The organism is Pseudoxanthomonas japonensis (assembly GCF_043632995.1).
GTDB classification, from domain to species: Bacteria; Pseudomonadota; Gammaproteobacteria; order Xanthomonadales; family Xanthomonadaceae; genus Pseudoxanthomonas_A; species Pseudoxanthomonas_A japonensis.
Genome location: NZ_CP171632.1, coordinates 543,619 through 563,821, shown reverse-complemented (window position 1 = coordinate 563,821; position 20,203 = coordinate 543,619). Strand labels below are relative to the sequence as shown.

17 protein-coding genes are annotated in these 20,203 nt (G+C 67.0%); 7 read left to right on the top strand and 10 right to left on the bottom strand.

Annotated features, from left to right (window positions below; genetic code table 11):
* Positions 1 to 33 precede the first annotated feature (33 nt).
* Complete coding sequence (locus tag ACGHX3_RS02455) at positions 34 to 618, top strand: lipocalin family protein (protein ID WP_394696284.1); 585 nt, start codon at positions 34 to 36, stop codon at positions 616 to 618.
* Positions 615 to 1,118 (top strand): hypothetical protein, encoded by a 504-nt coding sequence (locus ACGHX3_RS02450; protein WP_394696283.1) that lies wholly within the window; start codon positions 615 to 617, stop codon positions 1,116 to 1,118. The genes ACGHX3_RS02455 and ACGHX3_RS02450 overlap by 4 nt, the downstream gene beginning before the upstream one ends.
* Before the next feature lie 4 nt (positions 1,119 to 1,122).
* Here the strand turns inward: ACGHX3_RS02450 and ACGHX3_RS02445 are convergent, their stop codons facing one another.
* Positions 1,123 to 2,094, bottom strand: coding sequence for a helix-turn-helix transcriptional regulator (locus ACGHX3_RS02445; RefSeq protein WP_394696282.1), 972 nt, complete (start codon positions 2,092 to 2,094; stop codon positions 1,123 to 1,125).
* A gap of 640 nt (positions 2,095 to 2,734) precedes the next feature.
* Here ACGHX3_RS02445 and ACGHX3_RS02440 point away from each other — a divergent pair.
* Both ACGHX3_RS02440 and ACGHX3_RS02435 read left to right on the top strand, forming a co-directional pair.
* Positions 2,735 to 3,022 carry a hypothetical protein gene (locus ACGHX3_RS02440; RefSeq protein ID WP_313927697.1) on the top strand — a complete coding sequence of 96 codons (288 nt, stop codon included), beginning with the start codon at positions 2,735 to 2,737 and terminating at the stop codon, positions 3,020 to 3,022.
* 310 nt (positions 3,023 to 3,332) lie between these two features.
* Positions 3,333 to 4,079 carry a YdiY family protein gene (locus ACGHX3_RS02435; RefSeq protein ID WP_162337219.1) on the top strand — a complete coding sequence of 249 codons (747 nt, stop codon included), beginning with the start codon at positions 3,333 to 3,335 and terminating at the stop codon, positions 4,077 to 4,079.
* A gap of 6 nt (positions 4,080 to 4,085) precedes the next feature.
* Here the strand turns inward: ACGHX3_RS02435 and hemC are convergent, their stop codons facing one another.
* The 3 genes from hemC to ACGHX3_RS02420 all read right to left on the bottom strand — a co-directional run bounded on the left by hemC (position 4,086) and on the right by ACGHX3_RS02420 (position 6,545).
* Complete coding sequence (gene hemC / locus ACGHX3_RS02430) at positions 4,086 to 4,994, bottom strand: hydroxymethylbilane synthase (protein ID WP_394696281.1); 909 nt, start codon at positions 4,992 to 4,994, stop codon at positions 4,086 to 4,088.
* Positions 4,995 to 5,031: 37 nt separating this feature from the next.
* Positions 5,032 to 5,763: a LytR/AlgR family response regulator transcription factor gene (locus tag ACGHX3_RS02425; RefSeq protein ID WP_394696280.1), complete on the bottom strand. Its 732-nt coding sequence runs from the start codon at positions 5,761 to 5,763 to the stop codon at positions 5,032 to 5,034.
* A gap of 95 nt (positions 5,764 to 5,858) precedes the next feature.
* A complete protein-coding gene (locus ACGHX3_RS02420) occupies positions 5,859 to 6,545 on the bottom strand; it encodes an alpha/beta hydrolase (protein ID WP_394696279.1) in 687 nt (228 codons plus the stop codon).
* Between the two features lie 361 nt (positions 6,546 to 6,906).
* Here ACGHX3_RS02420 and ACGHX3_RS02415 point away from each other — a divergent pair, with 361 nt between their 5' ends.
* A complete protein-coding gene (locus tag ACGHX3_RS02415; RefSeq protein ID WP_394696278.1) occupies positions 6,907 to 9,111 on the top strand; it encodes an EAL domain-containing protein in 2,205 nt (734 codons plus the stop codon).
* Here ACGHX3_RS02415 and ACGHX3_RS02410 read toward each other — a convergent pair.
* The 6 genes from ACGHX3_RS02410 to ACGHX3_RS02385 all read right to left on the bottom strand — a co-directional run bounded on the left by ACGHX3_RS02410 (position 9,086) and on the right by ACGHX3_RS02385 (position 17,630).
* Positions 9,086 to 9,955 carry an NAD-dependent protein deacetylase gene (locus tag ACGHX3_RS02410; protein ID WP_394696277.1) on the bottom strand — a complete coding sequence of 290 codons (870 nt, stop codon included), beginning with the start codon at positions 9,953 to 9,955 and terminating at the stop codon, positions 9,086 to 9,088. The genes ACGHX3_RS02415 and ACGHX3_RS02410 overlap by 26 nt on opposite strands.
* Positions 9,956 to 9,971: 16 nt before the next feature.
* Positions 9,972 to 11,477: a tryptophan halogenase family protein gene (locus ACGHX3_RS02405; RefSeq protein WP_394696276.1), complete on the bottom strand. Its 1,506-nt coding sequence runs from the start codon at positions 11,475 to 11,477 to the stop codon at positions 9,972 to 9,974.
* Between the two features lie 10 nt (positions 11,478 to 11,487).
* Complete coding sequence (locus tag ACGHX3_RS02400) at positions 11,488 to 12,507, bottom strand: cupin-like domain-containing protein (protein ID WP_394696275.1); 1,020 nt, start codon at positions 12,505 to 12,507, stop codon at positions 11,488 to 11,490.
* A complete protein-coding gene (locus tag ACGHX3_RS02395) occupies positions 12,491 to 13,198 on the bottom strand; it encodes a SapC family protein (RefSeq protein WP_394696274.1) in 708 nt (235 codons plus the stop codon). The genes ACGHX3_RS02400 and ACGHX3_RS02395 overlap by 17 nt, the downstream gene beginning before the upstream one ends.
* Before the next feature lie 125 nt (positions 13,199 to 13,323).
* Positions 13,324 to 16,302, bottom strand: a complete 2,979-nt coding sequence (locus tag ACGHX3_RS02390) for a TonB-dependent receptor (RefSeq protein WP_394696273.1) — start codon at positions 16,300 to 16,302, stop codon at positions 13,324 to 13,326.
* Positions 16,303 to 16,619: 317 nt separating this feature from the next.
* A complete protein-coding gene (locus ACGHX3_RS02385; RefSeq protein WP_162337189.1) occupies positions 16,620 to 17,630 on the bottom strand; it encodes a LacI family DNA-binding transcriptional regulator in 1,011 nt (336 codons plus the stop codon).
* Between the two features lie 308 nt (positions 17,631 to 17,938).
* On the opposite strand from ACGHX3_RS02385, the gene ACGHX3_RS02380 reads away from it, so the two are divergent.
* Positions 17,939 to 19,381: a glycoside hydrolase family 30 beta sandwich domain-containing protein gene (locus tag ACGHX3_RS02380; RefSeq protein WP_394696272.1), complete on the top strand. Its 1,443-nt coding sequence runs from the start codon at positions 17,939 to 17,941 to the stop codon at positions 19,379 to 19,381.
* Between the two features lie 2 nt (positions 19,382 to 19,383).
* Positions 19,384 to 20,202, top strand: a complete 819-nt coding sequence (locus tag ACGHX3_RS02375; RefSeq protein WP_394696271.1) for a polysaccharide deacetylase family protein — start codon at positions 19,384 to 19,386, stop codon at positions 20,200 to 20,202.
* The last annotated feature ends 1 nt before the right edge of the window (position 20,203 follow it).

Below are 20,203 nucleotides of genomic sequence, written 5' to 3'. Positions count from 1 at the left end.
CGTGTCCGTATGACGGGGAGAAAGGAGTTCCACATGCCCATGGCCGTGTTTCCCCGTGCGACCCGCTACGCACTGCTCGCCTGCCTGCTGGTGCTGGCGGCCGGCTGCGGCCATCGCGGCGACGTCCGCGAAGAGCCTGCTGGCGTCGACCTGCCACGCTTCATGGGCACCTGGCGCGTCATCGCCCACATCCCCTATTTCGCCGAGCGCGGCCATGTGGCGGCGCGTTACGAGTACGCGCTGCGCGACCGCGACAAGGTGGGCGTGACCTACCACTACCGCGAGGGCTTCGCCGCACCGGAGCAGTCTCGCGATGCGCGCGCCTCGGTCAAGGAGGGCAGCGGCAACCGGGAGTGGACGCTGTGGTTCGTTGGCGTGGTGCCGGCGAAGTGGCGCATCGTCGAGGTGGCGCCCGACTACTCGTGGGCCCTGGCCGACTACCCGGGGCGCGACATGGGCTGGATCCTGGCCCGTGATCCGGTGATGGCCGATGCGCAGTACCAGGACCTGGTCAGGCGCGCCCGCGACCATGGCATCAACGCCCGGCAGCTGGTCCGCGTGCCGCAGGTGCCGGAACAGGTGGGCAAGCCGGGGTTCGGGGAACCGAAGGGGTCGTGATGAAATCCGCGCTCCGCTGCTTTCGTTGCGGGCACGCTGCGCGGTTCTGCCTCGTGCTCGCCTTGATAGCGGCATCGACGGCGCACGCCTCCGAGGTATCCGTCCCGGCGTTTGGTGGACATCTGCTGGGCACGGATCGCGGTGAATGGATCGGCGAACTTGCCTTCGTCGACCCGGATGGCACGCGCCAGGTCCTGCTGCGCGACAACGTCTTCGGTATTTCCAGCAACGGCACCGACGCCTTCGTTATCGTTGGCCTGGCGCACGGGAGCGAAAATCGGGGCGCCGTGCACCGACTAGCCCGGGCAACCGACGGTACGTTGGAGTTCCGCGAAGTGATCCCGCTGGTCGGCTCACCCTCACAGGTCAGGACGTATTCGGACGGCAGTGCGGATTTCCTGGTGTTCGAGGGCTGGCTGGGTGAGCACCGGCATTTCCGCTGCTACCGCCTGGCGAACGCCGTGGTCGAGTTCGCGAACACCTGCGCGCCACCCCGATAGAGGCCTACTTCTTCTCGTAGTTCGACAGCGCCAGTTCCAGCAGCGCCTTCGCCTGCTCGCGCAGTACCGCGGGCTCCACGATCTCGGCGTCGGCGCCGTAATGCAGGATGTCCATCAGCAGCTCGCGCGAGACGCTGTAGGGAATCTTCAGCTCGTAGCGGCCATCGGGCAGGTGGCGACCCTGCTGCTTGGAGTGCCATTGCTCGTCGGCGACCCAGCGCGCGGCCTTGGCACTGAACAGGATGGTCGCCCAGCCCTTGGGTTCGCCCGAGAAGATGCCGTAGCTCGAGGCCAGGTGCTGGTTCAGTTCTTCGTTGGGCAGGTCGCGCGCGGGTTCATCGCCCAGCCGCGCATTGCCGATGCGGTCGACGGCGAAGCTGCGCAATGCGTTGCGCTCGTGGTCCCACGCATCCAGGTACCAGTTGTCGCGGTAGTGGGTGATGCGCTGCGGCGACACGGTGCGTCTGGTGCGCTCGTCGGTGGAGCGTGCGCGGTACTCGAACTGCAGTTGCTTGCGCTCCAGCACGGCGGAGGCGACGGTGCGGAAGCTGGCTTCGTCCAGCTTGCGCCCGCGGTGCGGGATGACGCGCACGCGGTCGACGGGCCAGTGGTCGACGCCGGCATGGTCGGCCAGCAAGCCTTCGATGCGCTTCTGCAGCGGCGCCAGCGCGCCCGACAGCACGCCGCCACCGGTGCGCACCAGCAACTGCTGCGCGGCGAGCAGCGCATACAGCTCTTCCGAACTCAGCCACAGGCCCGGCAGTTCGAAGCGGTCGCTTTCGGCGGCGTGGTAGCGGAAGCCCGCCTCGCCATCGCCCTCGATCGGCGCCATCAGCGCGTCGCGCAGGTAGGCCAGGTCGCGATAGACGGTGGCACGCGAACAACCCAGCTCCTCCTGCAGGCGCTTCACGGTGACCGGATAGCGCGCCGCTTTCAGGATGCGGTGCAGGGCGGTGATGCGTTCGATCTTGTCCATGGGCGGCACGGCAGGGGGCGTGCGCGGATTATCACCGACGGGTGGCCGTTTTCATCGCCTGCCCGCCGTTGGATCGGAGACAGGGGACAGGCGCCGATGGCGCCTTGGGCCCGTGCGGTGCCTGGTGCCGCGGCGTGTCCTCGCCGACGTGGCGCCCCCAACGCACGGACCCAAGGCACCCTGGCCGCTTGAGATACCTGCACGCTCGCGGGCGATGCGCCACGCCACGCGGCGATGGCCCGATGGCATAACTCCGGATTCATTTCCGGCGCGACAGACTCCGCGTACAGGATGCGGAGATGACAGGATGTCAGTGGAAGGCCGGAGCCGCGCCATCGCGGCCATGATCGTGGTGGTGATCCATGGGATGGTGACCTGGGTGTTGTTGCGCACCCCCCATCCGAGCGCCGATGAGCGCGCGGGTCCACCCGCCATGCGGGTGCGCTGGATCGAGCGCCCGCGACCTGCTCCGTTTCGTCCGCCGCCCGCGACACCTCCCTCGTCCTCGGCAGATTCCCGGGTGCCGGACTTGCGTCGCCGCGTCCCGTCACCACAACGAGCCTCACGACCGACCTCGGCGACAGCAACATCGACGCCCTCCCCCACTCCCGACTATCTCGCCCAGGGCGCGGCATGGGCCATGGAAACGGCGCCGGCGCTGGATTTCCAGCCCGCGCTGACCGCCAGTCGCATACCGCCGCTTCCCGGCGGCGCCAACGGCGGTCGATTCCGGATGCGTGAGCCGACCTCGCCCAAACAGACGCTGGAAAAGACGATCGGATGGCTCTTTGGCGGTCCCGACTACACCACGGACCCCTGCCCGCAGATCCACGACAACGTCTACGGCCTGCTGCCGGACACCAGCGACGAAGGACGACGACGCCTGGCCTGGGAACTGCGGGAATACCGCGAACGCTGCCGTCCGTGACGGCGATCCTGATCCGGACCCGCTCCCGTGGCAGAATGCATGTCGCAAACCTGAATCGGAACAAGCACTTGGGTTGTCGCGCCGATGGCGCCTCCCTACCATGTAACCGGTTTCAGTCGCCCCCCCTCCCCCGAGATTCGCCATGCCCGCCCGGATGTCCCCTTCCCTGCTCGCCCTTGCCCTCGTGACGGGCGGCGCGATCGAGGCGCACGCCACCGACATCCTGCTGCCACGCAACGACAAGACCGCCGCATCGGAGACCGGCAAGGGATTGAGCAAGCAGGACGCCATCGTGGTGCCGGTCGTCGCGATGGCAGTGCGCCCGATTCCGGAAGAGGCACCGCCGCCGCCACCGGCCACCCCGCCCGCCCCGGCGCTGACCGGCGGTGGCGAACTGGGCTTTGCGGCTGCCAGTGGCAACAGCAACAACGAAAGCTTCAACGGGCGGCTGGACCTCACCTACAACGACGGCAGCGCCTGGCGCCACAGCGCCAGCCTGTTCGGCCTGCATTCGCGCTCGGAGTACACGCGCACGCAGGAGGACGGCAGCGTCGTCCGCGACCGTCGCACCACCGCCAACCGCTACACGGTGACCGCCAACAGCGCGTACAAGATGGACGACCGCGGCACACTCAACACGTCGGTGCGCCATGAGGAAGACGACTTCGGCACCTACAGCCGGCAGCAGTCGGTCAGCCTGAGCTACGGCAACCGCGTGATCGAAAACGAACGCGCGCACCTCGACCTGCAGGTCGGGCCGGGTTACCGGCGTGCCTACGACACCGTGGACGGCCGCACCGAAGCCAGCTTCATCGGCCGTGGCCTCATCGACATGCGCTACGCCCTCAGCGAGAACACCGAGATCGTCAACAAGCTGCTGGTGGAGTCGGGCGAGTACAACACGTTCGCGCAGAACGATCTGGGCGTGTCGGTGACGATGAACTCTCACCTGGCGTTGAAGGCCGGCTGGCAGGCCCGCCACAACAGCGACGTCGCGCCCGACATCAAGAAGACCGACACGCTGACCACGATGAACGTGGTCTACCGCTTCAAGTAAGCATCTTCAGGCGAGGAACGCTCCCGCACCCTGCTCCAGCAGCTGCGCGGCAACCCTGCGCCCCAGCGCGTCCGGATCGGTGGCCGGTCCGCGCGCTTCGGTACGGAGCACCTGGCCATCGGCGGCCGATCCCACCAGTCCCGACAGCACGAGATCGCCGCCATCGCGCTGCGCGAATGCGGCGACGGGGACATGGCAGCTGCCATGCAGCGCGCGGTTCATCGCCCGCTCCGCTTCCACGCAGATGCGGGTGGCGGCATCGTCCAGTACCGCGAACAACGCGTGCGTATCAGGGTCTTCGGCGCGGCACTCCACCGCAACCGCACCCTGCGCAGGCGCCGGCAGCCAGTCCGGCGCATCCAGCCGGGCACGGATGCGCGAGGCGAAACCGAGCCGCTGCAGGCCGGCGCAGGCCAGGACGATGGCGTCGTACTCGCCCGCATCCAGCTTGGCCAGGCGCGTGTTGACGTTGCCGCGCAGGTCGCGCAGTTCCAGGTCCGGGCGCAGCGCGCGCAGCTGCGCCTGACGGCGTAGCGACGACGTACCCACCCGTGCGCCCTGCGGCAGCGCGGCGACATCGGCGTACAGATTCGAGACGAACGCATCGGCAGGATCGGCGCGGGTCAGGATGGCCGGCAGGGCGAACGGGCCCTCCAGTTCCATCGGCACGTCCTTGAGCGAATGCACCGCGCAATCGGCTTCGCCGCGCAGCATCGCCAATTCAAGTTCCTTGAGGAACAGGCCCTTGCCGCCGATCGCGGCCAGCGACCGGTCGAGCACTTCGTCGCCACGCGTGCTCATCGGCACCAGCTCGACGACCAGACCGGGGTGCGCGGCGCGCAGGCGATCGGCGACGTGTTCGCTCTGCCAGAGGGCGAGCGGGCTCTTGCGGGTGGCGATGCGCAGCGTGGTCATGCGGGCATTATCCCGCATGGGGCGGTGTCCGCGGCGATCAGAGCGCCTTGACCGTCTCGCGCAGGCCGGCCACGCAACGGCGGCTGACCTCCAGAGGCGTCTTGCCGTGGCGCAGGATGGCCTGCACGTGGCCATCGCCCACGCGCTTGATCTCGACCAACTCGTGCCGCGCCACCAGGCAATTGCGATGGATGCGCACGAAGCGGCTGCCGAACTCCTCCTCCAGCGACTTCAGCGACTCCTCGATCAGATCCTCGCCGCGGGCGTGGTGCACCACCACGTACTTCTCCTCGGCCTGCAGGTAATGCACCTCGTCCACCGGGATCAACCGCAGGCTGCCGCGCAGGCGCGCACACAGGTGCGTGCGCGGCTGGTCGCTCGATGCCGCCGGCGGATGGTTCTCGCGCCCGGCAATGAAGGTACGCGCGCGCTCCAGCGCCGCGGCCAGCCGTTCCGGACGGATCGGCTTCATCAGGTAGTCGATGGCCGCCGCCTCGAACGCGGACAGCGCGTGTTCGTCGTAGGCCGTGCAGAACACCACCGCCGGACGCGGATCGAAGGCCGCCAGGTGGCGGGCCGCTTCCAGTCCGTCTACGCCGGGCATGGCGATGTCGAGTAGCACCATGTCGGGGCGATGCTGCGAGCACGCCTGCAGCGCATCGAGGCCATTTTCGGCTTCGGCCACCACGTCGATGCCGGGATGCTCGGCGAGCAGCGCGCGCAACCGCTCGCGGGCCAGGGATTCGTCGTCGGCGATGACCACTTTCACGGCAAAGGCGTCCTCGGTGAACGTTGGCGTGATCCCCCGAGTCCTAGGTTACCCATGGCGACGCCCTGCGTCATCCACCGGGGGGCGCGTGGGGATTACAACGCAAAACGCCGCGCCATCCAGTCACCCAGGTCACGGATTTCCTCCGCGCACACCTGGTGCGCCATCGGATAGCGGTGCCACTGGACGTCGAAGCCCAACTCGCCCAGTACACGCGCGCTCTGGTCGGCATGGACGAGCGGAATCACCGGATCGCCCGTGCCGTGCGCCATGAAGACAGGCTGCGCGGTCGCCGCCTGGGCAAGATGGGCCTTGGCCTGGGCAGCGCCCGGCAGGTAGGTCGACAGTGCGATGAGCCCTGCCAGCGGTACCTGCCTGCGCAGACCGGCCGCCAAGGTGATGGCGCCCCCTTGCGAGAAGCCGGCCAGCAACAGCCGGTCCGGCGCGATGCCGCGCGCCTGTTCGCGTGCGATCAACGCCTCCACCTGCACGATGGATTCCTCGATGCCGGCGCTGTCGGCGCGGGTGGGGAAATCCATGCCCACGATGTCGTACCACGCACGCATGCGCACGCCATTGTTGATCGTCACCGCGCGCACCGGCGCGTGCGGGAACACGAAGCGCAGTGCCGGCCAGTCCGGCCGCACCAGTTCGGGCACCAGTGGCGCGAAGTCATGGCCGTCGGCGCCCAGTCCGTGCAGCCACAGCACGGACCACTGCGGCGCGGGGCCGGTTTCCTGTTCGACGGTTTCGAGCACGGCGGAAGCGGAAGAAGTGGTCATGCCACCATTCTCGCCGCAGACGCGCGCCGGCACCACTCAGCCACCGGCATCTCCGGCGGACAGGCGGAACCGCACCGCCGATCGCACCGTGTCGGTGCGCACCTGTCGGGGCGGACCCTGGACATTGCGCGCACGCGCGGAGCCATCGGCGGATTGCGCCGCTACAGCGATCCGGCGCGCCGGGGGCTGGAAGCGTTTGCACGTCCCGCCGTCGCCCGCGTCACGGAAAACTTCAGGTAGAGTGCTGCGATCACGGGCAATACCTCGACGTATTGCCCTGTCTCGGGAACGGCTCGGCAGGGAATGCCGTGACGAACCCGGTCCATCAGGCGGCAACCGTTCTTTTGGGGAAGAACCGACCGTGAGGCCTACTGCCATCGCCATGCCTTCGTACGTCGCCGATGGCGAACCCGACGTGTCATGGGTCATCGACCACAGCGACAACGCCATCGTCGTCTGCGACGAGGCCGCGCGCGTCACCTGGATCAACCAGGGATTCACGCGCATGTTCGGCTACACGCCGGAAGACGCCCTCGGGCGCCGGCCCAGCGATTTCCTCGCCGGCCCGCACACCGACCCCGAAACGGTCGAATGGGTGCGCGGGCAACTGCACACCCAGCAGGGTTACCGCACCGAGTTGCTGGTGTACGCCAAGAACGGCGTGCCGCTGTGGATCTCGGCGGTGGTGAATCCGGTGTTCGACCCCGAGCGCAACGTCCGCTACCTGCTCGGCGTCTACACCGACATCACCCACAGCAAGCTGCACGAGGAAATGCACCGCAAGGTGCTTTCCGCGATCGTCCGCGAGCAACCGCTGCAGGAGGTGCTGACGCTGATCTGCCGTGAAGTCGAGAAGGTCATGCCCGAGGCCGTGGCCTCGGTGATCGGCGTCGACGACTACGGCCGCCTGCGTCCGCTGGCATCGCCCAGCCTGCCCGACCAGATCGCCACCCTGATCGACGGCGAGCTGGCCGGGCCGATGGTCGGCGCCTGCGGCTCGGCCGCCTGGAGCGGGCAGCCGGTCGAATGCCGGGACATCGAGCGCGATCCGCGCTGGCAGTCCCACAACGCGCCGTTCCTCGCGCTCGGCATCCGCGCCTGCTGGTCCAGCCCGGTCAAGGGCAACGACGGCCGCGTGCTCGGCACGTTCGCGCTGTACTACTGGGAGAATCGCGCGCCGGACGAATTCCACCTGCGCGTGGCCGACGTCTGCCTGCACCTGTGCGCGCTGGCGATGGAGCGCGAGCGCGAACGCGCCCGCATGCACCAGCTGTCGTTCTTCGACACGCTCACCGGCCTGCCCAACCGTGCGCTGTTCAACAGCAAGGTCGAACAGATGCTGCTGGGCGCTGCCCGCCGCGACAGCCACGTGGCACTGCTGTTCGTCGACATCGACCGCTTCAAGATCGTCAACGACACCCAGGGCCACACGGCGGGCGACGCGCTGCTGCGCGAACTGGCGAAGCGCCTGGGCAGCGAACTGCGCGACGGCGACGTGGTGGCGCGGCTGGCCGGCGACGAATTCGTGCTCGCGGTCCCCGACCGCACGGCGGAGGAGGCGGCCAACCTCGCCGACCGGCTGATGGCCCGCCTGTCGGAGCCGCTCAGTGCCGGCCGGATGATGCTGACCCCGCAGGCCAGCGTGGGCGTGGCGATGTTCCCCACCGATGGCTGGGACGTCGATTCGCTGGTGCGGCATGCGGACATCGCCATGTACCGCGCCAAGTCCGAGGGTGGTGGCCGCATCGTGTTCTACAGCCTGGAGATGAACCAGGCGATGCAGGAGCGTCTGGCGCTGGAGAATGCATTGCGCGAGGCCGTGCGCAGCGGCCAGCTGCGGCTGCACTACCAGCCGCAGGTCGCGCTGGACGACGATGCGAGCCTGCACGGGGTCGAGGCGCTGCTGCGCTGGCGGCACCCGGAGATCGGCGAGATTTCGCCGGCGACGTTCGTGCCGATGGCCGAGGAATGCGGCCTGATCGACGAGCTGGGCCGCTGGACGCTGGAGGAAGCCTGCACGCAGATGGCCGACTGGCGCCGCCGCGGCGTGCCGGTGCCGCGCGTGTCGGTCAACCTGTCGGCGATCAACTTCGAACAGCAGGACCTGCCCACCTTCATCGGCAACGTACTGGGCAAGTGCGGTCTGTCGCCCGACGAACTGATGGTCGAGGTGACCGAAAGCGTCATGCTGGCGCAGAAGCCGGAAGTGCTCGCCAATATCGACGCGATCCACCGGATGGGCGTCAGCCTGTCGATCGACGATTTCGGCACCGGCTATTCCAGTCTCAGCCACCTGCACCGCCTGCCGATCAGCGAGCTGAAGCTGGACATGAGCTTCGTCCGCGATCTCGAACACAGCGAATCCGCGCGTGCGCTGACCACGTCCATCCTGCGCATCGGCGAAAGCCTGTCGCTGAAGGTAGTCGCCGAGGGCGTGGAGAATGCGGCGCAGCGTGCGGTACTGGCCTCGCTCAACTGCGACCTGCTGCAGGGTTACTACGTTTCGCGCCCGCTGTCGCCGCACTCGCTGGAGCGCTGGGTCAGCCTGCAACCGCCGACGGAGTGACCGGCGGACGCTCTGCGTCGTCCAGCAGGAAAGCGAGCGCCTCGCCGCAGGGCGCCGCCACCCGGAACTGCAGGACATCGTCCGCGCGTGTGCGCCCCAAACCGACCGCCGCCACGGGCAGGCCAAGCCGTATCGCGGCGTGCACGAAGCGCAGGCCCGAGTAGACCATCAGCGACGACCCGACCACGAGCATCGCGTCGGCCCGGCCCAGATGCGCCATCGCACGATCGACCCGCGCACGCGGCACGTTCTCACCGAAGAACACCACGTCCGGCTTCAGCAGGCCCTCGCAGCGCTCGCATGCAGGCACTTGGAACAGGGAAAAATCTCTCCCTTCCAGATCCGCGTCACCATCCGGCGCAGCACCCGCCTCCAGACTGGCCCAGCCGGGGTTGGCCTGTTGCAGGCGGAGCTGCAGGCGTGCGCGCGAGGTCGTCGCGCCGCATGCGAGGCACACCACGCCATCCAGGCGGCCGTGGAGATCGATCACCGACGTGCTGCCCGCGGCCTGGTGCAGGCCGTCGACATTCTGCGTCAGCAGCAATTCACAACGACCCTGTTGCTCGAGTGCCGCCAGCGCGCGGTGCGCCGCATTCGGTCGTGCCGCCGCAACGCGGGGCCAGCCGAGCAGGCTGCGTGCCCAGTAGCGCTGGCGCGTCGCCACCTCACCGACGAAGGCCTGGTATGTCACCGGCGGCGTGCGCTTCCACGCCCCCTGCTCATCCCGGTAGTCCGGAATGCCGGATGCCGTGCTGCACCCCGCGCCGGTCAGCACGAACAGGTGGCGGTGCGCCGCAACGAAGTCCTCGAGTCTCGCGTCGTCCATGCCGGCAGCATAGGCCATGCCGGCATCGGCGGGATCAGGGCTTCGGAGCGGGGCAGTAGCTGCGCAGGTAATCCATGTGTGCCGGCATCTGCCGCGCCGTGTCCAGCACGTTGCGGCGGATGTCATCGAGGAAGCGCTGAAGGTCAGCCGGTGACATCACGTCCGCCGTCGGGTGGTAGCGCTTCGGCACGATGCCCTGCCCCATCATCACCTGGATCCACGAGTTCTCGCCGAACAGTTCGCCCGGCACGTGGAAGACGGTGCCGGTCTCGCGGAACAGGTCGATGCGATGGCGCAGCGTGGACGGGATCTCCATCTCCGCGATCTCGCGCCAGTACGGCGAGTCGCGCCGGTCGCTGACCTTGTAGTGCATCACCACGAAGTCGCGCACATGCTGCAGCTCCTCGTCCAGACGCGCGTTGTACTCATCGATCGCCGGCTGGGTGATCGTGTGCGGGAACGTCTGCAGCAGGCGCACGATGCCGCGCTGGATCAGGTGGATGGTGGTCGACTCCAGCGGCTCGATGAAACTGCCGGCCAGGCCGAGCGCCACGCAGTTCTTCGCCCAGCACTGCTGGCGCTGGCCGGGCTTGAAGCGGATCGGCCACGGCTGCTTGATGACCTCGCCCTCGACGCTGCCGAGGAACTCCTCGCGCGCTTCGTCGTCGCTCATGTGACGGCTCGAATACACGATGCCGTTGCCGACACGGTGCTGCAGCGGAATGCGCCATTGCCAGCCGGCCGTGCCGGCGATCGCGCGCGTGTACGGCACGGCATCGCGGACGGCCGTGGTCTGCGTCGCCAGCGCGCTGTCGTTGAACAGCCACTGCGACCAGTCGGTATAGCCGACGCCCAATGCCTTGCCGATCAGCAGCGCACGGAAGCCGGTGCAGTCGATGAACAGGTCGCCTTCGATCGTCTCGCCGCGTTCCAGCTTGATCGAGGAAATGCAGCCCTCGGCATCGGTGGCCACATCGACGATCTTGCCTTCCACGCGCTTGCAGCCATGGCGCGCGCTGAAATCGCGCAGGAAGCGGGCGTACAGGGCCGCATCCATGTGGTACGCGTAGTTCACGTGGTAGCGCGGCAGGTGCGAGAAGCGGTCCTGCAGCGCCGCCTGCAGTTCGATGCAGTAGTCGCTGTACTCGCTGGCCACGCCCTCGGCGCGCCCGCGCAGCCAGAAGTGCTGGAAGCCCGCCGACCAGTGGTCCTTGCCGCTGATGCCGAACGAGTGGATGTAGCGGTGATCGACGTCCTTCCAGTTCTCGAACGAGATGCCCAGCTTCACCGTACCCTGCACGGCCGCCATGAAATCCTGCTCCTTGATGTCGAGCAGGCGATGGAAGACCACCAGCGTCGGGATGGTCGCCTCGCCCACTCCGACGGTGCCGATCTCTTCGGACTCGACCAGGGTGATGTCGAGCACCTTGCCCAGCGTCTTCGACAGCGCGGCGGCCGCCATCCAGCCTGCGGTGCCGCCACCGGCGATGACGACGCGCTTGACGGGACGGGGCGTGGCGATGGCTTCTTGGCTTTGCATGCGGCGGACTCTATCGGTTCAGGCGCTGCACCAGCAGCGCACGCAGGTGGCGGACACGGTCTTCGTCGAGCGACGCCAACACGCGCCGTGCGGATTCGGGGATGTGGGCGGCGTCGACAGCTTCGTCGTAGCCGAACACGTAGTGGTCGAACACGTCCTTCCAGATGGCGCGCTCGTGCGGCGGCAGGTCGCGCAGGCTGGTGATGGCCAGCATCAGCGCGTTCATCGGCGTGTCCATCCACGCCGGCGTGCGGCGCCACCAGTAGTTAACCAGCACATTGAAGGGGTCCAGGCCCTCCATGTGATGCCACCACATGGACGGAATGAACACGGCATCGCCGGGCTCGAGCACCGCCGTATGCGCATGCCGCATCGCTTCGGCGAAACGGGGAAAGCGCTGCAGGTCCGGCGCGGCGAAATCGACCAGACTCACCGCCTGACCCGCCGGCGTGTGATCGAGCGGTCCGATGTAGAGGTTTTCCAACTGGTCCGGCGGGAACAGCGTGACCCGTCGCTGGCCTGCCACCACGCAGGCCAGGTTGTCAGGCACGTCCTGGTGTGCGGCGATCCGGCTGCGGTTGCCGATCCAGATGCTGGCCAGTGGATCGCGCTGGCCGAGATGCATCGGATTCTCGGCACGGAACCCGGGCAGGAACGTGTCCAGCGTGGTGGATGCCACGTAGATCGACGGCGGCGCGGCGGCGTCGAGATACTTGCGCAGCGTATCCAGCGCGACCGCCAGCGGCACCTCTTCGCGCCGGAAGTTGAAGCCGCTCAGGTCCGCATTGTAGAAGACACGCCCGCCGGCCTCGGGAGGGGCCACCGTGGCGACGACCGGCATGCGGCCGTGGTCGAAACGCTTGAGATACGCGATCGCTTCCTGTGCGGATGCGCGCGCCGCCCGTACCGCAGGCCAGGCCGACGCCAGGCCGCGCAGTACCAATGGCGTACTACCGGACAGCAGCGATTCCGGTACGGCGGCGGGATCGCACCCGGCTACCTCTTCGATGGCGTCAGGCAGCGGCAGCACGGCGTCGGTTGATCCGCTCGATCAGGTCGCGGAACCGGGAGAGCGAGGCCAGCACCATGTAGATGGGCAGCAGGTGACCCTCGCGCGCCAGTTGCTCAAGTACCGCGCCCGGCAACGCCTGCAAGCGCGCCTCGTCGATGGTGTGGAAGCCGGCCAAACGGTTGTGCGAACCGTCGTCCAGCTTCACGTCCAGCACGAACGACTCCAGCAGCTCGTGCTGTACCAGCGTATCGATGAAGGTGGGCGTGGCGACGACGCCGTCATGCAGCGCCAGCAGCACGGACTTGACCCGTTCCAGATGATCGGTGGCGACGCCGTGTTCTTGGAAGAGCATCTCGCCGCCGTCGGCCGTGACGCGCGGGTGCTGCAGGTCGACGTGCAGCAGACGCTCCTCTCCGGAGACGCCGACAAGGAAAGGTTGCCGCCGGATGGACAGCGGAACATAGGTCGCGTCCCAGCGCGTCCCTTCTAGGAACAGGTTCTCGCCCTCCTCCAGGCCCAGCAACGCCAGCGGCACGAAGCGACCGTCGCCATCACGCGCGAACACGATCGGATAGTGCGCCTGCACGTCGCGGAATTCGGCGGGAAACGTCAATGCACGCATGACCGCGTCGCCTAGTGCCGCGCCGTGTCCGGCGTGGACGCGCAACATGCGGTGTTCGACGTTGTTCAACAGCACATGCTGGCTCATGGGCTCTCGCAGGCCATCTTTGGTGGGAAGCGCAGTTCCCGGGCATCGTGCCCGAACCCATGGCGCAAAGAAAGACGGAGCCGCCGGACACGCCGACGACTCCGCCCTGGATCACGCCGCTGCGGTCAGAACTTGTACCGCAGGCCGAACATGTAGCGTGGACCGGTCTGGGTGGCAAACCGCACCATGTTCTCGTGACGGGCGTGGGTGCGCTGCGTCTCGTCGGTGAGGTTGATGCCCTCCAGGCTGAGGGTCAGGTTCGGCGTCACCTGGTAGCTGACGTTCATGTCGAGCTGACCGTAGGCTTCAACGTAGTTCGGGTTGTTGCCCTGCCCGCCCACGCCGTTGAAGAACTCGTCGCGCCAGTTGTAGGCCGCGCGCACCTGCCACGGCCCCTTGTCGTAGAACGCCACCAGGTTGGCCGAATCGCTGAGGCCCGCCAGCGGGTACTGGTCGCCCAGGTCCGTATTGTCAAACGTCAGGCCCGAATCGACCTTGGTGTAGTTCGCCGCCAGGCCGAACCCGCTCTCGCCGAACACGTGCTGCACGTTGATCTCGAAGCCATCAAGCGTGTCCGAACGCTGGTTGGCCGGCACGGTGATGTTGAAGCCGGCGATCGGATCACCCGGCTGGCCGGTGATCGTACCTGCCGCGACGTTCACGCCCGGATCGTTGGCGTGGTTGGTGAAGATGTAGGTCCGGATGCAGTCGCCGTCCGTCGGCAGACAGCCTGCCGCCAGCGCGTTGTTCCAGTACGCACCGCCCACCGGCGTATGGAGTGCGAACGGCTCTTCGCGCACCACCGTGTCGCTGATGAAGTTCTTGATGTCCTTGCGGAAGTAGCCGACCGAGAAGTAGCTGCCCGACCCGTAGTACCACTCGAACGAGAGGTCGAAGTTGTCCGACAGCAGCGGTTCCAGCGACGGATCGCCGCGGCTGCCGTCGCCGCCGCTGATGCGGACCACGTTGGCCAGCTGCTGGCCGCCGCGGATGGCGCCCCAGCCCGGACGACCGATGGTCTGGCTGTAGCTGCCACGCAGCACCATGCTGTCGCTGAGGTCCAGCTTCAAGTCCAGGTTCGGCAGCAGGTAGTCGTACTTGCCTTCGCGCCGGCCGAACGACTGCCCGTCCGCGTAATTGACGTAGAGCTCGTTGGCCGCGACCCAGCTGATGGTCTCGCCGACGCGTTCCAGCGCGGTGGAAACCACTTCCGTTTCCTCGTAGCGGACGCCGAGTGCCACGTGCAGCGGCATGGACCAGTCGAACATCGTGGTCCACTGCACGTACGCGCTCTTGGACTTCTCCGTCGTGCGGATGTCGTCGGTGAACTGCGTCGGCATCTGGTAGCAGGTGGCGCAGCCGGACTCGTTGATCGCCGCCTGGCGCAGGCGCTCGAAGTCGAACACCAGGAAGGTGTCGGTCCAGTTCGGGTTGTTGTGGTTGCCGAAGGCATCGAAGTACCGCGACATGTGGTCGGTGTACCAGATGCTGTCGTCGTAGTCGGCCGGCGTACCCACGCCGCCCCACGTATCGCGCTGCATGACCGACGACGCCGAGCGGTTCTGCACCTCCATCGCGGATACGCCGAAGTCCAGACCCGAGTACTCGCCGAACTCGAAGCGGCCCTTGGCCTGCATCTGCTCGACTTCGGACTTGTTGTAGCTGTTCTGGAACACCGAGCCGGTGACCAGTGCCTGCGACGCCAGTACCTCGGTCTGGCCCGGCGGCAGCACGACGTTGACGATCGGGATCTCGCCAGAGTAGTCGACGGTGGTGGTACCGCGCACGTAGGCGGCCACGCCCAGCACGCCGGCAGAACCGAGCGGACTGTCGGGCTTCGATTCGGACTGCGAGTTGTGGTAGTCGAACTCGAGGTTCAGGTTGTCGCTGACCTCCCACTCCACGTTGAAGCCGAGCGAATCGCCCTGCGTCCTGGTGGCCAGCTGCATGCCACCCATCGACAGGTCGGCGCCGGTCATGTCCTCGGAGTAGATGATCGGCGCTGCAACCGGACCGTCGGTCCACGAACTGTCGCCCGGGCCGTAGTTGAACCACACCGACAACTCGCTGCGCTGCTGCTGCACCTTGTTCTCGATGTAGTTGTAGTCCAACGTCGTGGTCACGCGGTCGGTGGGCGCCCACTGCAGGGTCACTTGGCCGTTGGTGCGCTGGCGCTGCACGCCGTTGACGCTGTAGCCCGTGTTCTGCGGACGCGCATAGACGTCGTCCAGGCCCGGACGATTCTGGATACGGTCGTAGTAGGTCTCGCCCGGGAGCGGCAGTCGTTGCCAGCTGTTTGTATTGTCGCCGTAGAACGTCAGCCAGCCATCGGCCACCGAGGCCTGGTTGAAGCCCGAATCGCGCTCCTGGTAGCTGCCGCTGAGCGTGATGCCGAAGCGGCCGTCGGCATAGGTCTGGCTGAAGATGCCGGACATCTCGCCGGTGAAATCGCTGCCCTGCAGGGTATCGGGCAGGTTGCGGTTGGAACTGTCGTTGACCGCCTTCAGGCCGAAGCTCGCCACCGGCTCGGCGTCCAGCGGGCGCGCTGTGCGCACGTCGATGGTCGCACCGATGCCGCCGGTCGGATTATCGGCTCGGCCGGTCTTGAAAACGCGCACTTCCGAGATCGACTCACTGGCCAGGTTGGCGAAGTCGAACGAACGCGACGTGGAGTTGCCTGCACCGCCGCTGCCGAGGTTGGACGCCGGCATCTGGCGGCCATTGAGCAGCACGAGGTTGTAGTCCGGGCCCATGCCACGCACGGTGACCTTGGAACCTTCGCCGCTGGACGTGCGATCGATCGACACGCCGCTGATGCGCTGCAGCGACTCGGCCAGGTTGGTGTCGGGGAATTTGCCGATGTCCTCGGCGACGATGCCGTCGACGACGCCCTGCGCATCGCGCTTGAGGTTCATCGACGACTCGAGACTGGCGCGAATGCCCTTGACAACGACCGTGTCGAGTTCGGTGGGATCCACCTGATCGGTCGCGACGGGCGCGGTGCCTTGCGGCTCCGCCTGCTGGGCCCACGCAGGGCCGGCCAGCGCGAACAACAATGCGGATGTCAGCACCCGCTTCTTCGGAACGGATTGCACTTGCTTCATGGACTTTCCCCTCTCCGGAAATTCACGAATGGCGTTGGAATACGTGCTCGAGGACCCCTTCGCCTCTCGCATTGGGCCGCATTGGACGCGCGATTGACAGCGTTGTCAACTTTCTGTGATTCGGGTGCCTGTCGTCGAAAAACCCCTTGTTTTCAGCTGTGGAAACGATGCTGCGGCGCAACTGAAACCGTTTTCTCGACTGTCGATGGAATACGACATCACGAGAAATTCTTCGGCCGACTACACGTAAGGTTTTCTATTGGTATGGCATCCGCCACGACGGAGATCGCGTCCGCGGACGACGGCGTACGCGCGAATCAGCGACCCTTGGGAGCCTGGGTGGATTCGCGGAACAGCACTTCGTGCTCCACGTGCACCATGCTGCCGGCATCAGCGGTCCGGATGCGTGCGAGCAACTGCAAGGTTGCGAGCTTCCCCATTTCCGACGTGGGCTGGCGCACGGTCGTGAGCGCCGGATAGATGTGGCGCGCGATCGGCGTATCGTCGAACCCGCACACCGAGATATCGCGCGGCACCGCGAGCCCGCGCTCGCACGCTGCACGGATCACACCCGCCGCCATGTCGTCGTTGGCCGCGAAAATCGCGGTCGGCGGCTGTTTGAGATCGAGTAGCGCGTCGCCGGCCGCGATGCCGGATTCGAACGAGAAGGCGCCCTGCACCACCAGGTCGGCGTCGTACTCCAGCCCCGCCTTCTTCAGCGCATCGCGGTAGCCCTTGTAACGCCACTGGCAGGCACCGTGCGCGGGCGGGCCCTTGATGTGCGCGATGCGGCGATGGCCCTGCGCCACCAGCCCCGCCATAAGCTCCAGCACGGCCGCGGTCTCGTCCATCATCACGCCGATCCGGCCCTCCGGATGCTTGGGCGCGATCGAGGCATACGGCACCTCGTGCTGCTCGAGGAACTCGAGCACCGCCGGATCGTCCGTCAGCGGCGGGATCAGCACCACGCCATCCGGCGCGAAGTGCTCGAACACCACCTTGAGGTCTTCGGCCTTGCGCTGCTTCGGCGACCCCACTGGAGCGAGAACCAGGTTGTAGTGGTGATCGCGGCAGGCGTCGAGCATGCCGCTCTGGATTTCCATCAGGTAGTTGCGCGACGGATTGTTGTAGACCAGCGCGACGACGTACGAGCGCTGCCCGGCGAGGCTGCGTGCGGACAGGTTGGGCCGGTACTGCAGTTTCTCGACCGCCGCCATCACGCGCTGGCGCATCTCATCGCGCACGTTGGGCTCGTTGTTGAGCACGCGCGACACGGTCTTCATCGAAACGCCGGCGGCGGCGGCGACATCCTCGATCCGACTACGCATAAGACGGTTCCCGCTCCACTTCGTCCATCCCTTCCGGCAACGAGGCCGGATTCTGACAGCGCCCAGCGCAACTGGGTATCGTCGCCGCCATGACCGGCATCGGCGACGCATCCTCCATGCTGCACGGCAACACGTTCCGTGTCGCACCGCACGCAACGACAGGCCGCGCGACGCACCGGCGCGCATGCCCCTCGCGTCCGGTTGACAGCGAGATGTAGCAACTGTATGACAGCGCTGTCAACTACTGTGTCTGGACATCGCCCGCGTGTATCGCGGGACGCCTTGCCGCGCCCACGAGGAGCCTTCCCATGCGCCATACCCCCCTGTTCGCCGCCGCCATGCTGGCCCTGTCGATGAGCGCAGCGCCCTCCGCGGACGCCGCCGACGCATCGGCGACGGTCACCATCTACACCACCGCGCAGGACAGCATCCAGCGGCTGGCGCGCACCGGCACCGCCACGCTGAAGCCGGGCCACACGCTGACCGAGGTGGAGAACTCGATCTTCGTCGACCCGTCGAAGCAGCACCAGGCCCTGCTCGGCATCGGTGGCGCGATCACCGACTCCAGCGCGGAGGTCTACGCCACGCTGTCGCCGGAGAAGCGCGCCGAATTCATGCGTGCCTACTACGACAAGCAGGACGGCATCGGTTACTCGATTTTGCGCACCACGATCCACAGTTCCGACTTCAGTTCGGCCAGCTATACCTACATCGAGGAAGGCGACAAGGACCTCGCCACCTTCTCCATCGAACACGACCGCACCGCGCGCATCCCGATGATCAAGCAGGCCATCGCCGCCGCCGGTGGTGCGTTGCCGCTGTACGCCAGTCCGTGGAGCGCGCCGGCCTTCATGAAGACCAACCAGCACATGCTGAAGGGCGGCGCGCTGCTGCCCGAGTACCGCGATGCGTGGGCGAACTACTACGTGAAGTTCATCCAGGCCTACGAGAAGGAAGGCATTCCGATCTGGGGCATCACGGTGCAGAACGAGCCGATGGCCACGCAGACCTGGGAATCGATGCTGTACACGGCCGAAGAGGAGCGCGACTTCCTCAAGCTGCACCTCGGCCCGACCATGCATGCCGCCGGCTACGCCGACAAGAAGATCATCGTGTGGGACCACAACCGCGACATGATGCTGTACCGCGCGCAGGTGATCCTGGGCGATCCGGAAGCGGCGAAGTACGCGTGGGGCCTGGGCTTCCACTGGTACGAGACCTGGGCCGGCTTCGATCCGATGTTCCGCAACGTCGCCGCAGTGACGGAAGCCTTCCCCGACAAGCCGGTGCTGCTGACCGAGGCGGCGGTGGAGAAGTTCGATCCCGCGCGCTACCAGCACTGGCCGAACGCCGAACGCTACGGCACGTCGATGATCAACGACTTCAACAACGGCGCCGTCGGCTGGACCGACTGGAACATGCTGCTCGACGAGAAGGGTGGCCCGAACCACGTCGGCAACTACTGCTTCGCACCGCTGCATGCCGACACGCGCACGGGCGAGCTGATCTACACGCCCAGCTATTACTACATCGGCCACTTCTCGAAGTTCATCCGGCCCGAGGCACGCCGCGTCAGCACCGCGAGCAGCCGCAGCACGCTGCTGGCCACCGCCTTCGTCAATCCCGACGGACGCCTCGCGACGGTGGTGATGAACCCGACCGACAAGGAGATCGCCTACAACTTCTATGTCGGCCAGGCCTCGGCGGTGGTGAAAATTCCTGCTCGCGCCATCCAGACACTGGTGCAATAGGCATGCGCGGCGCACGGCGTTTCGCCCTGCTGCTGCTGGCGACCGTCGCCGGCACGGTGCAGGCGGCCGAACCGTTCCCGTGGCCGGAAGGCCGCAAAGCGGCCGTCAGCCTCGCCTACGACGACGCCGCGCCGTCGCAGCTCGACAATGCGATACCCGCGCTCGACCGCCATGGCCTGAAGGGCAGCTTCTACCTGACGCTGGCCTCCGACACGCTGCGCACGCGCCAGCGGGAATGGGTCGCCGCCGCGCGCAACGGCCACGAACTCGGCAACCACAGCCTGTTCCACCAGTGCTCGGCCTCGCTTCCCGACCGCGACTGGGTCGAGGCACATCGCAACCTCGACAGCCTCACCGTCGCGCAGATGGCCGACCAGATTCGGCTGGCAAACACGATGCTCATGGCGCTGGACGGCCGCACCGCGCGCACCATGACCGTGCCCTGCGGCGACACGCAGGCGAGCGACGGCAACTATGTCGACGCCGTCGCCCCGGAGTTCGTGGCGATCAAGTTGGGGGCCGGCGGCGTGGTCGCCAACATGGCCACGCTCGATCCCGCCGCCGTACCGGTCGATGTGCCGGTGGACGTCACCGGCGAACAGCTGATCGCACGCGTGGAAGAGGCCGCACGCCGCGGCACCATGGCCAACTTCACCTTCCACGGCATCGGCGGCGACCACCTGGCGGTGTCCAACGAGGCGCATGAACAGTTGCTGCGCCATCTCGCCGCGCATCCGGATATCTACTGGGTGGCGCCCTTCATCGACATCATGCAGTACGTCGCGTCCCGCCGTCCTGCGAAAGACGTTCCGCCACGCTGAA

Excerpts from the sequence above, each read along its gene's own strand:
- ACGHX3_RS02405 (WP_394696276.1), bottom strand. The coding sequence starts at position 11,477 with ATGCAAAGCCAAGAAGCCATCGCCACGCCCCGTCCCGTCAAGCGCGTC.
- ACGHX3_RS02445 (WP_394696282.1), bottom strand. The coding sequence starts at position 2,094 with ATGGACAAGATCGAACGCATCACCGCCCTGCACCGCATCCTGAAAGCG.
- ACGHX3_RS02380 (WP_394696272.1), top strand. The coding sequence starts at position 17,939 with ATGCGCCATACCCCCCTGTTCGCCGCCGCCATGCTGGCCCTGTCGATG.
- hemC (WP_394696281.1), bottom strand. The coding sequence starts at position 4,994 with ATGACCACGCTGCGCATCGCCACCCGCAAGAGCCCGCTCGCCCTCTGG.
- ACGHX3_RS02420 (WP_394696279.1), bottom strand. The coding sequence starts at position 6,545 with ATGACCACTTCTTCCGCTTCCGCCGTGCTCGAAACCGTCGAACAGGAA.
- ACGHX3_RS02375 (WP_394696271.1), top strand. The coding sequence starts at position 19,384 with ATGCGCGGCGCACGGCGTTTCGCCCTGCTGCTGCTGGCGACCGTCGCC.
- ACGHX3_RS02410 (WP_394696277.1), bottom strand. The coding sequence starts at position 9,955 with ATGGCCTATGCTGCCGGCATGGACGACGCGAGACTCGAGGACTTCGTT.
- ACGHX3_RS02440 (WP_313927697.1), top strand. The coding sequence starts at position 2,735 with ATGGAAACGGCGCCGGCGCTGGATTTCCAGCCCGCGCTGACCGCCAGT.
- ACGHX3_RS02435 (WP_162337219.1), top strand. The coding sequence starts at position 3,333 with ATGGCAGTGCGCCCGATTCCGGAAGAGGCACCGCCGCCGCCACCGGCC.
- ACGHX3_RS02385 (WP_162337189.1), bottom strand. The coding sequence starts at position 17,630 with ATGCGTAGTCGGATCGAGGATGTCGCCGCCGCCGCCGGCGTTTCGATG.
- ACGHX3_RS02390 (WP_394696273.1), bottom strand. The coding sequence starts at position 16,302 with ATGAAGCAAGTGCAATCCGTTCCGAAGAAGCGGGTGCTGACATCCGCA.
- ACGHX3_RS02455 (WP_394696284.1), top strand. The coding sequence starts at position 34 with ATGCCCATGGCCGTGTTTCCCCGTGCGACCCGCTACGCACTGCTCGCC.
- ACGHX3_RS02395 (WP_394696274.1), bottom strand. The coding sequence starts at position 13,198 with ATGAGCCAGCATGTGCTGTTGAACAACGTCGAACACCGCATGTTGCGC.